The following is a 12,118-nucleotide window of genomic DNA, read 5'->3' on the forward strand; positions in this document are numbered from 1 at the left end:
AGATCGTCGAGGCGCGCTGCGAGCGCGTGTTCGCCGGCAGCGCGCAGCGCCGCGTCGAGCCTTGCCCCCATGCCCGCCAGTGCGGCGGCTGCAATCTGCAGCATGCCGGTGCCGACGATCAACTGGCATTGAAGCAACGCACCCTGAACGAGCAGTTGGCCCGCTTCGCCGGCTTGCAACCGGAAGCCTGGGCCGCGCCATTGACCGGCCCGGAACTGGGCTATCGCCGCCGCGCCCGGCTGGCCGTGCGCTGGGACGCGAAGGCCCTGCACCTGGATATCGGCTTCCGCGCCGCCGCCAGCCAGCAGATCGTTTCCATCGAGCAGTGCCCCGTTCTGGTACAGCCTTTGCAATCGCTGTTGCCGGGCCTGTTGGCGACGTTGCGTGGGTTGGACAAGCCGCAGGCCATCGGCCACGTGGAAGTGTTCAGCGGTACGACCGAAGCGCTGCTGGTGCGGCATACCGTGGCCTTGCCCGACAGCGATCTGGCGCGTCTACTGGCCTTCGCCCACGAGTATCGGGCACAGCTATGGCTACAGGGCGAGGGCGAGCCGCAGGCGGTGGAGCCGGCGCCGTTCCTGGGCTATCGCCTCGCCCGGTGGCAGCTGGAGCTGGCCTGGCAGCCCGGCGATTTCGTCCAGGTCAACGCGCCGGTGAACGAGGCGATGGTGGCGCAGGCCCTGGAGTGGCTGGCGCCGGCGCAAGGCGAGCGGGTGCTGGACCTGTTCTGCGGGCTGGGCAATTTCAGCCTGCCGCTGGCGCGTCAGGGCGCTCAGGTGGTCGGCGTGGAAGGTGTCGAGGCGATGGTCGAGCGGGCCCGTGAAAATGCACGACGCAACGGCTTGGCGCACGCGCACTTTTATCGGGCCGACTTGTCGAAGCCGCTGGCCGGCGCACCCTGGGCGCGCGGCGGTTTCGCCGCGGTGCTGCTCGATCCGCCGCGCGATGGCGCGCTGCAGATCGTTCGACAAATGTCGATGCTCGACGCCCGGCGGGTGGTCTATGTTTCATGCAATCCGGCGACCCTGGCACGCGATGCGGCCGAACTGGTCGCGCAGGGCTACCGGCTGAAGCGCGCCGGTGTGCTCGACATGTTCCCGCAGACCGCGCATGTCGAGGCGATGGCATTGTTCGAACGGGGCTAGACCCTGGCGTCGGCGCCTCGAGGTTTCGTTTTTTGACAGGCAATCGGCCTGTGGTTCAACCGACCGGCACGCAGAAATGCCGGCGTCAGGCGCAGTAGCTGCGCAGAAGGGAAGGTTTTAGATGGTACAGGTCAGAGCACTTCAGCCGATCAACACCGACGGCAGTATCAACCTGGAAGGCTGGCTCGATCATGTGCTGGGCATGGACCCGGCACTCGACCGTGCAGCGTTGAAAGATGCCTGCGAATTCGCCCGCGAAGCGGAGCAGCAGGCCAATGCGGCGCAGAATCTCTGGAGCGAAGGAACCTCCAGCTATCACATCGGGCTCGAGATCGCCGAAATCCTCGCCGACCTCAAGCTCGACCAGGACAGCCTGGTGGCGGCGCTCATCTACCGCGGCGTACGCGAAGGCAAGATCAAGCTGGCCGATGTGCACCAGCGCTTCGGCCCGGTGGTGGCCAAGCTGATCGAGGGCGTGTTGCGCATGGCGGCGATCAGCGCCAGCCTCAACCCCCGCGAATCCCTGGTGCTCGGCTCCCAGGCGCAGGTGGAGAACCTGCGCAAGATGCTGGTGGCGATGGTCGACGACGTGCGCGTGGCGCTGATCAAGCTGGCCGAGCGCACCTGCGCGATCCGCGCGGTGAAGAACGCCGACGACGAGAAACGCCAGCGCGTAGCCCGCGAGGTGTTCGACATCTACGCACCGCTGGCCCACCGGCTGGGCATCGGCCATATCAAGTGGGAGCTGGAGGACCTGTCGTTCCGCTACCTCGAGCCCGAGCAGTACAAGCAGATCGCCCAGCTGCTGCACGAGCGCCGGCTCGACCGCGAGCAGTACATCACCAACGTCGTCCAGCAGCTCAAGGACGAACTGGCCGCCACCGGCATCCAGGCCGACATCGACGGGCGCGCCAAGCACATCTATTCCATCTGGCGGAAGATGCAGAAGAAGGGCCTGCAATTCAGCCAGATCTACGACGTTCGCGCCGTGCGCGTGCTGGTGCCGGAAGTGCGCGACTGCTACACCGCGCTGGGTATCGTGCATACGCTGTGGCGGCACATTCCCAAGGAGTTCGACGATTACATCGCCAACCCCAAGGAGAACGGCTACCGCTCGCTGCACACCGCGGTGATCGGTCCCGAGGGCAAGGTGCTGGAGGTGCAGATCCGCACCCACGCCATGCACGAGGAGGCCGAGCTGGGTGTCTGTGCGCATTGGCGCTACAAGGGCACCGACGTCAACTCCGGCTCCGACCATTACGAGGAGAAGATCGCCTGGCTGCGCCAAGTGCTCGAATGGCACGAGGAACTCGGCGACATCGGCGGCCTGGCCGACCAGCTGCGCGTCGACATCGAGCCTGACCGCGTCTACGTGTTCACCCCGGACGGCCATGCCATCGACCTGCCCAAGGGCGCCACACCGCTGGACTTCGCCTACCGCGTGCACACCGAGATCGGCCACAACTGCCGCGGCGCCAAGGTCAACGGCCGCATCGTGCCGCTCAACTACAGCCTGCAGACAGGCGAGCAGGTGGAGATCATCACCAGCAAGCACGGCTCGCCGAGCCGCGACTGGCTGAACCCCAACCTGGGCTACATCACCACGTCACGCTCGCGGGCGAAGATCGTCCACTGGTTCAAGCTGCAGGCGCGCGACCAGAACGTCGCCGCCGGCAAGGCGCTGCTGGAACGCGAGCTGGGCCGCCTGGACCTGCCGCCGGTGGACTTCGACAAGCTGGCCGAGAAGGCCAACCTGAAGAACGCCGAGGACATGTTCGCCGCCCTTGGCGCCGGCGACCTGCGCCTGGCGCACCTGGTCAACATGGCCCAGCAGCTGGTCGAGCCGGAGCGCGGTTACGACCAGCTGGAGCTGATCCCGCGGCGTTCCGCGCCACACAAGCCCGGCAAGCGTGGCGATGTGCAGATCCAGGGCGTCGGCAACCTGCTGACGCAGATGGCCGGCTGCTGCCAGCCGCTGCCGGGCGACCCCATCGTCGGCTACATCACCCAGGGCCGCGGCGTCAGCATCCACCGCCAGGACTGCCCGTCGGTGCTGCAACTGGCCGGCCGCGAGCCGGAGCGGATCATCCAGGTCAGCTGGGGCCCGGTGCCGGAGAAGACCTACCCGGTGGAAATCAGCATCCGTGCCTACGACCGCGCCGGCCTGCTGCGCGACATCTCGCAGATGCTGCTCAACGAGCGCATCAACGTGCTGTCGATGAATACCCGCTCGAACAAGGAAGACAGCACCGCGCAGATGACGCTGACCATCGAGATTCCCGGGTTGAACGCCCTGGGTCGCCTGCTCAGCCGCATTTCGCAGCTGCCCAATATCATCGAGCCAAGCGCCAACGGGCCACGTAAGGCGCAAGGCCGGCGGTGTCGCCGGTCGCGTCACGGTGGATGGGTGAAGCGTCAGCTACGCGCCCCGATCCACCCTACAATCGGCCTGACATCCGTAGGGTGGATGTCGCTTTTTACATCCACCGGAACGCCGCTGCGATAGCCGGGCTTGAGGAATCCCATGTACCAACTCAACGACCTGCTGCACCTGATGGCCCGGCTGCGCGATCCGCAGCACGGCTGCCCCTGGGACCTGCAACAGGACTACGCCAGTATCGTCCCGCACACGCTGGAGGAGGCCTACGAGGTGGCCGATGCCATCGAAAGTGGCGACTTCGAGCATCTGCCCGGCGAGCTGGGCGATCTGCTGTTCCAGGTCGTCTACTACAGCCAGCTGGCCCGGGAGGAGGGGCGCTTCGAGTTCGCCACGGTGGTCGATGCCATCACCCGCAAGCTGATCCGCCGCCACCCGCACGTGTTTCCCGATGGCGACCTGTACGGCTCGCCCGAACTGCCGCGCCTCGACGAGGCGGCGATCAAGCGGCGCTGGGAGGAGATCAAGGCCGAGGAGCGCGCCGAGAAAGCCGCCGCGCCCGAGCAGTTGTCGCTGCTCGATGATGTGCCCAGTGCACTGCCGGCGCTCAGTCGCGCGGCCAAGCTGCAGAAGCGCGCCGCCCAGGTCGGCTTCGACTGGCCCGAGGCGCTGCCGGTAGTGGACAAGGTGCGTGAGGAGCTGGACGAAGTGCTGGTGGCCATGAGCGAGAGCGATCCCGAGGCCATCGCCGAGGAGCTCGGCGATCTGCTGTTCGTGGTGGTCAACCTGGCGCGCCACCTCAGGGTCGACCCGGAAAACGCCCTGCGCGCGGCCAACGGCAAGTTCGAGCGGCGCTTCCGTTTCATCGAGCAGGCCTTGCGGGAAGCGGGGCGCCCCATCGAAGATTGCGACCTGCAAGAGCTGGATGCGCTGTGGGAGGAAGCCAAGAAGCAGCTGGAAGCTGGAAGCTGAAGGCTGGAAGCCAAAGCAGCGAGTTGCGGCGGTATGCTGTGCCGCTTCAAGCCCCGTAGTGGATGTCGCTTTTCACATCCACCACAATCCCGCTCGGTGGATCGATGAAGCGCGATCCACCCTACGCCCAATTCGAATTCACGACGAGACGAGCCGAAACATGAGTCTTTCCCTCCGTGACCAGTTGCTCAAAGCCGGGCTGGTCAACGAAAAGCAGGCCAAGCAGGCCGTCAAGCAGAAGCAGAAGCAGCAGCGCCTGGAGAAGAAGGGCCAGGTCGAGAAAGACGATTCGCAGCGCGAAGCCGCGCTGCAGGCGCAGGCCGAGAAGGTCGCCCGCGATCAGGAGCTGAACCGCCAGCAGCAGCAAAAGGCCGAGCAGAAGGCCCGTGCAGCGCAGATCAAGCAGCTGATCGAGACCAGTCGCCTGCCGAAGCTGACCACCGAGGACTACTACAATTTCGTCGACGACAAGAAGGTCAAGCGCCTGTCGGTCAACAAGCTGATGCGCGACAAGCTGGCCAGTGGCTCGCTGGCCATCGTCCGTCATGGCGGCAGCTACGAGGTGATCCCGCGCGAGGCCGCGCTGAAGATTCAGGAACGCGATCCGAAACGCGTGGTGCAGCTCAATACCCGCGTGCAAGAGCCGGATGCCGACGATCCGTACGCCGCCTACCAGGTGCCCGACGACCTGATGTGGTAAGCCGGCCCCACCCACCGAGCGTCATTCCGGCGACAGCCGACGGAAGGCCGGATAGAAAGCGTGCCGTTCGCCCTCTATTGCAGACCTGCCCGCAACCGTGGGCGATGCTGTGGAGGGCGATGTATGAGCATCCTGTCGATTCGATTCAGCCAGGCGCAAAGCGGATACTGGCGCGCCGGCGGCGTGCCGGGCGACCCGGAGGAGCCGGGCGTACCGGACCTGCCCAGCGAGCCGGGCGAACCCACCGTGCCGGACCAGCCGCCACCTGCGCCGGTCGCCTGATCTTCAGTCGCTGGCTTCGGCGAAGCCGGCGGCGCGCTGCAGCAGGTCGATGACGGCCTCGTCGCTGGTCTGCTCGAAATTGGCGTAGTGCAGCCCGACGCCGATGAACGGCTCGGGCATCGCCAGGCAGATCAGTTCGTCCACCTCCTCGCGCAGGGCTTCGATGACGTCCCGCGGCCCTACCGGAACCGCCAGGACCAGATGCCTGGCACCGGCGCGGGCGAGGCCCTTGAGCGCGGCACGGGCGGTGGCGCCGGTGGCGATGCCGTCGTCCACCACGATCACGCAACGCTCCGCCACCTTGGGCGCTGGTCGATTGCCGCAATACTGCCGGCGGCGGCGCTCCAGCTCCACCAGTTGGCGCTGCATTTCCTCGTCGAACCAGCTCTCCGGCGGATTGAGCTGGCGCAGCAGACCCTGATTGACGACCCACTGCGGTTCGGCGCCGTCGACCACTGCACCCAGCGCCAGCTCTTCGTTGCCGGGGGCGCCGATCTTGCGCACCAGCACCAGGTCCAGCTGGGCCTTCAGCTGCCGGGCGACCTCGAATGCCACCGGCACGCCGCCGCGCGGCAGGGCGAGCACCAGCGGGTGCTCGTCCGCCAGCGGCAGCAGGGCCTCGGCCAGTTCCTGGCCGGCGTGCTGGCGGTCCCTGAACAGATGGGTTTGCTGAGCGAACATGGACATGGCTCACTCTCCGAACGGGTAGGTATCCGGAACGATGCTGTCGTCGATCCGCCGTGGACCGATGGGGGTGACCGCACGGGTCTGCTCCAGCCAGATCAGCGCATCGAACTGCTCTGCCAGTATGGCGCGGAAATAGTGGCTCTGCCGCTCGGTCAAAGGCCGGTAGATCACCCCGATGGCGCGCTCGAGCCGGGGGATCGCGAGCGCCTGGCGCAGTTCCTGGTGGCCGTTGCGCCAGTCGGTCAGCGAGACCGGGTGGCCGGCGCGCAGGAACAGCTGTTCCCAGCTGTCCGGGCGCGACGGCAGCACCTGCTTGACCTGCATCGGCTCGTCCCAGTTGTCCGCCGCCGCCACCTCGCCGCGATCGGTCGCCATGCCGAGCAGCACCGCGTCGTGGCCGAAGGCCGTACGGCAGAGCTCGCCGATGTTGAATTCGCCGCCCCAGCCCATCGAGGTCGCCGCGGCATTGCCGATGTGCGAGTTGTGCGCCCAGACCACGGCCTTGGCGTCGGGGCCGCGGTGCTCGAGCAGGGCGCGCAGGGTGTCGAACATATGCCGATCGCGCAGGTCCCAGGATTCGCTGGAGCCCCGGTACATGGCGCGGTAGTAGTGTTCCGCGGCAAGCACCACGCGGGCATTGCGTTCGGCGTCGAAGAAGCGCTCGCCGTCCCGCTGGATGTAATCCAGGCGCTGTTCGAGCAATGCCTGCAACTGCTCGAGCACGGCGTTTTCGCAGGACGGCTGGCCGAGCATGACGTTGCGCCCGTAGACCGCCGGGTCTTCCTGCCAGGGGCTCAGGCAACCGTAACGCAGCCGCGCGCTGGCTGCCGCCTGCGGGTCGGTGCGGTCGAGATAGGCCAGTACCTCGCCGATCGAGTTGCCCAGGCTGTAGACGTCGAGCCCGCGGAATTCCACGCGTTGCCCAGGGGGCAGGCGGTCGTTGTGATCGTGCAGCCAGCGGGTGAAATCGGCGACCTCGCGGTTGCGCCACATCCAGGTGGGGAAGCGCTTGAAGGCGTCCTCGACCCAGGCCGGAGGCTGCCGCTGGCGTGCATAGCGATCGATCTGCGCGGCATCCGGCCAGTCCGCCTCGGCGGCGACGATGGAAAAGCCGTGGCGCTCGATCAGGCGCCGGGTAATCGCCGCGCGGGCCCGATAGAACTCCGAGGTGCCATGGCTGGCTTCGCCGATCAGCACCACCCGCGCATCGGCGAAGCGCTCGAAAGGGTCGGCGAAATGCGGATCGTCCGGATCGGGAAGGGGCTCGGCATGCTGGCGCAGCAGGGCCACCAGTTGCTCTTCGGCGAGCGCGCAAGAGCGATGCAGACGCGATGCGGTCATGATCTCGGCTCCTGTCGAAGGGGGTTTACGGAGGACCGGGTGGCGCGGAGGGCGTTCCTTGGTCTACGACTAAAGGCATGAGCATTTTCTTTCGGGCCGAACTGCCGGCGCTGCCGGGGTCTAAAAAATACAACAGCCGTTGTCGGGTGCTATTTGCACACGCTCCGGTGAAACCAAGACGAGGGGCACTGTCATGACAACCTGGATCATCGCCTACAACAAAGACGGCAACACCGCGACGCTGAAGATCGATTCCGCACACCAGCCGGATATCGACGAGGCGGTTGAACTGGTGACCCGCAAGGCCGAGGAGCTCTATGCCGACCAGGAGATCGAGCACGAGCACGATCCCGACCTGGAGAACACGCCGGCGACACGCCTGGCCGAGCGCTACGGCATCACCATCACCGGGATTTCCCAGGCCTGAGCGGCCAGACGTTGCCATCACCGACCAGATAGATCCGCCAGCCGTGCCCGGCGGCGATGTCCATCGCCCCGGTGAAACCGCCGAAGGCCGGTAGCAGGCTGAGCCGCTCGCCGATGCAGCAGCACGGCAGGCGCAGGCTCTGCCGGCCGCGGCTTCGCAGGCGGAAGGCGGGATGCAGGTGGCCGGCGAGGACGTGGTGCGTCGGGTGCGGCGCGGCGGTCGTGCTGCAGCGCGAAGGGGCCCAGCAACAGGGGCTCGTCGACGACCGCGATGCCTAACGCGGCGGGTGGGTCACCGGGCGCGGCGGTCGTGGTTGCGCACCAGGGTGACGGCCAGCTGCGCGTGCCGTGCGCGCCATTCGGCCAGCCGCGCCAGGGTTGCCAGGCGCGGGCGGCGAGTCAGCTTTCGGCCAGCTCGGCCGTTTCCATGGGGGCTGGCTTGCTCATGTGCCACCGTCCCGAGGCGCGCCGCTCGTGTAGGCGCGAGCTTGCTCGCGATCGGTGGAGCCCGGGCGGGTCGCGATCGCCGGCAAGCCGGCTCCTACGGGAAGGCGGTGGTGGGGCGTCATCCCAGCAGCGCTTTCAGGGTCTGCAGGGTGTCGGCTTCGTCCACCGGCTTGTCGTGGCGCCAGCGCAGCATGCGCGGGAAGCGTACGGCAATGCCGCTCTTGTGCCGGCTGCTGGCGGCGATACCTTCGAAGCCGAGCTCGAAGACCAGCGTCGGCGTCACGCTGCGCACCGGGCCGAACTTCTCCACGGTGGTCTTGCGCACGATGGCATCGACCCGGCGCATCTCCTCGTCGGTCAGCCCGGAATAGGCCTTGGCGAAGGGCACCAGTCTGCGCTCGGGGTCGCCGGGCTCGCCATCCCAGACGGCGAAGGTGAAATCGGTATAGAGGCTGGCGCGGCGGCCGTGGCCGCGCTGGGCGTAGATCAGCACGGCGTCCACCGAGAAGGGATCGATCTTCCATTTCCACCAGACGCCGACGTCCTTGGTCCGCCCGACGCCGTATTGCGAGGCGCGGGCCTTGAGCATCATGCCCTCGACGCCGAGCGCACGGGAGCGCTCGCGCAGGCGCGCGAGGCTTTTCCAGTCCTCGCCCTCGATCAGTGGCGAGGCCATCAGCGTCGGATGATCGCACTGGTGCAGCACGGCTTCGAGCTGGCGGCGGCGCTGCCGGTGCGGGCGCTGGCGCCAGTCCTCGCCCTGCCATTCCACGAGGTCGTAGGCCAGCACCGCCACCGGCGCCTCGGCGAGCACCTTGCCGGTGAGGTTCTTGCGGCCGATGCGCTGCTGCAACAGGGCGAACGGCTGCACGCCGAAAGCCGCGGCCGGTTCCGGCTCGTTCTGGGCGTCATCCGGCAAGAGCAGGGCGGGAGGCTCCTCGGCGGCCTTCCATACCACGATCTCGCCATCGAGCACCGTGCCGTCCGGCAGGCAGCCGGCCAGCGCGCAGAGTTCGGGGAAGCGGTCGCTGACCAGTTCCTCGCCGCGCGACCAGATCCAGATCTGCCCTTCGCGCTTGACCAGCTGCGCGCGGATGCCATCCCACTTCCACTCGATGTGCCAGTCGCTCGGCGGGCCGAGCACTTCGTCGAAGCGTTCGAGCGGCGCCTGCAGCGGATGGGCGAGGAAGAACGGATAGGGCTGCCCACCGCGCTGGGCGTGCTCGGCGTCCGATTCGGCGGCGATCAGCGCGCGATAGCCCTCGGCGCTGGGGCGATGGGACAGATCGGTGTAGCCGACCAGGCGCTGCGCCACCCGCTTCGGATCGATTTCGGCCAGCGAGGCCAGCGCGCGGGTGACCAGCAGCTTCGATACGCCGACGCGGAAGGCCCCGGTGATCAGCTTGATGCAGACCATCAGGCTGCGCCGGTCCAGCTGCGCCCAGAGCGGCGGGAGCCGCGCGCCCAGCTCCTCCGGTGGCAGGCCGCGCAGCGGCAGCAGTTTGTCCTGCATCCAGACGGCCAGCCCTTCGTCCGAGCTGTGTCCGGCTTCGGGCACCACCAGCGAGATCGTCTCGGCCAGGTCGCCGACCGCCTGGTAGCTTTCCTCGAACAGCCATTCCGGCAGCCCGGCCGCGCGCATCGCCGTCTCGCGCAGCAGGCGCGTCGGCACCAGTTGGCGTGGCCGGCCGCCGGCGAGGAAGTACACCGCCCAGGCGGCGTCTTCGGCGGGCGCCTCACGGAAATAGTCGCGCATCGCCGCGAGCTTGGCGTTGCTCGAGGTGGTGGCGTCGAGGCGGCTGTACAGCGTGGCGAAGGCTTTCATGTTGCGACCTTTTTGTAGGAGCCCGGGGGGACGCCGAGTCCTTGCTGGCGATCAACGGGGGATCGATCGCGAGCAAGCTCGCTCCTACATAGGAACGAAGCGGGGTGGGTCATTCGGCCTCCTGTGCGGCCACGTCGTCCTCTTCGCCGTACTCGGTCTCGAACGCCTGCGCATCCAGCCCGCGTTCCTCGCGCAGATAACGCACCAGCGGGGCGACCGAGCCATGGGTGACCATCACCCGTTCGGCGCCGGTCTCGCCGATGGCCCAGAGCAGACCGGGCCAGTCGGCATGGTCGGAGAGCACGAAACCGCGGTCGACGCCGCGGCGCCGACGCGTGCCGCGCAGCATCATCCAGCCGCTGGCGAAGGCATCGGCATAGCTGCCGAAACGGCGCATCCAACTGCTGCCGCCGGCCGAAGGCGGGGCGATGACGATGGCCTGCTTCAGCCGCGGGTCGTTGCGCGCCAGGTCCCCGGCATAGAGCGTCGGCGGCAGCCGGATGCCGGCCTCGCGATAGACGCTGTTGAGCGGCTCGACCGCGCCGTGCACGACGATCGTCCCGATGCTGGCGTCGAGGCCGTGGAGAATCCGCTGGGCCTTGCCGAAGGCGTAGCAGAACAGCACGCTGGGGCGGCCGACGGCGGCGTTGGCGCGCCACCAGTCGTTGATTTCGCGCATGACCTGGCTCTGCGCGGGCCAGCGGTAGATCGGCAGGCCGAAGGTGGATTCGCTGATGAAGGTATGGCAGCGCACCGGCTCGAAGGGCGCGCAGGTGCCGTCCGGCTCGACCTTGTAGTCGCCGGATGCGACCCAGACCTCGCCGCGATACTCCAGCCGCACCTGCGCCGAGCCGAGCACATGGCCGGCCGGGTGGAAGCTCAGGCGTACGCCATGGTGCTCCAGCGCCTCGCCGTAGGCCAGGGTCTGCAAGGGCATATCGCCGCCGATGCGCGCGCGCAGGATGCCCTCGCTGTCGCGGCTCGCCAGGTAATGGCCCATGCCCCAGCGCGCGTGGTCGCCGTGGGCATGGGTGATGACGGCGCGCTCGACCGGGCGCCAGGGGTCGATGAAGAAATCACCGGGCGGGCAATACAGGCCTTCGGGACGGGCGACGACGAGGTCCATGGCGACAGCTGGCATGAGGCTTGCTGTCTTGGAGCCCGCCGGGGCGCTGCGAGTTCGCTGGCCGGCTCGCGCGGGGCGTGGTCGCGAGAGGGGAGATCAGTCCTGCAGCTTGAGGTGCGAGGTGTCTGGCACGGCGGCGGCCGCGTCGCGAGGTTTCTCGCCCATGTCGCTGCCCACCGGCGCGAGGCTGAATTGTGTCAGGTCGACGGCAGGTGCCTGCGGCTCGGGGCGGGCGTCCTGCAGGTCGGCGCCGACCGGCGCGATGCCGAAGTCCGGCGCCTCGACATCGGCGAAGGCCGCCATGTATTCATCGCGCGGCGCCACCCGGAGCTTGCCGATGGCCGCGCCCGGATCGCCGGCCGGCTCCGGCGCGCCCGTAGCGGCAGGGGTTGCGGCGGCCGGTGGTGGCGCCAGCTCGATCTCCTCGACGTCGACCGGCATCGGCCGCACCTCGACCTGGGCGCCGGCGCGCTCCATGGCCTGGCGGTATTTCTCGACGGCGGCATGGTCGAGGTTCTGCTTGATGACGATCCGCCGCCCGGAGAACAGCAGGGCGATGCGCTGGGCATCGGCCTGGAACAGCCGGGTCAGGTTGGCTTCGACCTGTTCGAGCCTGGCGCCGGGGATCAACTGGCCGGAAAAGGCGATCTCGTAGAGGCTCATCGGAATGTCCTTGTTCGCTGCGCGGGCAGGCTGGTGGAATGGCAGGGCAAGCTTGGCCGAAAAGCTTGCCGCCATCCAGTGAGCCATGTCCCATTCATGAGCTTCAGGCTTCAGGCTTCAGGCTTCA

Annotated in this window: 10 protein-coding genes and 2 pseudogenes; 6 read left to right on the forward strand and 6 right to left on the reverse strand. The window is 67.8% G+C overall.

Going from position 1 to position 12,118, the window contains the following annotated elements:
- The 5 genes and pseudogenes from rlmD to BAY1663_RS24540 form a co-directional block, all read left to right on the forward strand.
- The coding region (rlmD, locus tag BAY1663_RS20450) for a 23S rRNA (uracil(1939)-C(5))-methyltransferase RlmD (RefSeq protein ID WP_037044426.1) at window positions 1-1,145 on the forward strand (1,145 nt) is incomplete at its 5' end.
- A 121-nt stretch (window positions 1,146-1,266) separates the two neighbouring features.
- Window positions 1,267-3,498: pseudogene (gene relA, locus BAY1663_RS20455) on the forward strand (GTP diphosphokinase); the annotation flags it as partial.
- Window positions 3,499-3,669: 171 nt separating this feature from the next.
- Window positions 3,670-4,494 carry a nucleoside triphosphate pyrophosphohydrolase gene (mazG, locus tag BAY1663_RS20460; protein ID WP_037044428.1) on the forward strand — a complete coding sequence of 275 codons (825 nt, stop codon included), beginning with the start codon at window positions 3,670-3,672 and terminating at the stop codon, window positions 4,492-4,494.
- 160 nt (window positions 4,495-4,654) lie between these two features.
- Window positions 4,655-5,194, forward strand: coding sequence for a DUF2058 domain-containing protein (locus tag BAY1663_RS20465; RefSeq protein WP_037044430.1), 540 nt, complete (start codon window positions 4,655-4,657; stop codon window positions 5,192-5,194).
- 123 nt (window positions 5,195-5,317) lie between these two features.
- Entirely contained in the window at window positions 5,318-5,476 is a 159-nt protein-coding gene (locus tag BAY1663_RS24540) for a hypothetical protein (RefSeq protein WP_164838481.1), read from the forward strand.
- 3 nt (window positions 5,477-5,479) lie between these two features.
- Here BAY1663_RS24540 and BAY1663_RS20470 read toward each other — a convergent pair whose 3' ends face one another.
- Together BAY1663_RS20470 and BAY1663_RS20475 are read right to left on the reverse strand one after the other, a co-directional pair.
- On the reverse strand, window positions 5,480-6,163 hold the full coding sequence (locus tag BAY1663_RS20470) for a phosphoribosyltransferase (RefSeq protein ID WP_037044432.1): 684 nt from the start codon (window positions 6,161-6,163) through the stop codon (window positions 5,480-5,482).
- A gap of 3 nt (window positions 6,164-6,166) precedes the next feature.
- Window positions 6,167-7,504 carry an erythromycin esterase family protein gene (locus BAY1663_RS20475; RefSeq protein ID WP_037044434.1) on the reverse strand — a complete coding sequence of 446 codons (1,338 nt, stop codon included), beginning with the start codon at window positions 7,502-7,504 and terminating at the stop codon, window positions 6,167-6,169.
- A gap of 193 nt (window positions 7,505-7,697) precedes the next feature.
- Between BAY1663_RS20475 and BAY1663_RS20480 the strand changes: the two genes are divergently transcribed.
- Window positions 7,698-7,931: a hypothetical protein gene (locus BAY1663_RS20480; protein WP_037044446.1), complete on the forward strand. Its 234-nt coding sequence runs from the start codon at window positions 7,698-7,700 to the stop codon at window positions 7,929-7,931.
- Here BAY1663_RS20480 and BAY1663_RS25535 read toward each other — a convergent pair.
- From BAY1663_RS25535 to BAY1663_RS20500, 4 genes and pseudogenes are all read right to left on the reverse strand, one after another.
- Window positions 7,909-8,312 (reverse strand): annotated as a pseudogene (locus tag BAY1663_RS25535) (DEAD/DEAH box helicase); the annotation flags it as partial. The gene BAY1663_RS20480 and the pseudogene BAY1663_RS25535 overlap by 23 nt on opposite strands.
- 183 nt (window positions 8,313-8,495) lie before the next feature.
- Window positions 8,496-10,202 carry an ATP-dependent DNA ligase gene (locus BAY1663_RS20490; protein ID WP_037044449.1) on the reverse strand — a complete coding sequence of 569 codons (1,707 nt, stop codon included), beginning with the start codon at window positions 10,200-10,202 and terminating at the stop codon, window positions 8,496-8,498.
- Between the two features lie 109 nt (window positions 10,203-10,311).
- Complete coding sequence (locus BAY1663_RS20495; RefSeq protein WP_037044451.1) at window positions 10,312-11,328, reverse strand: ligase-associated DNA damage response exonuclease; 1,017 nt, start codon at window positions 11,326-11,328, stop codon at window positions 10,312-10,314.
- A 96-nt stretch (window positions 11,329-11,424) separates the two neighbouring features.
- Window positions 11,425-11,991, reverse strand: a complete 567-nt coding sequence (locus BAY1663_RS20500; protein ID WP_037044454.1) for a hypothetical protein — start codon at window positions 11,989-11,991, stop codon at window positions 11,425-11,427.
- Window positions 11,992-12,118 lie beyond the last annotated feature (127 nt).

The organism is Pseudomonas sp. BAY1663, assembly GCF_000582595.1.
GTDB lineage: Bacteria > Pseudomonadota > Gammaproteobacteria > Pseudomonadales > Pseudomonadaceae > Stutzerimonas > Stutzerimonas stutzeri_AF.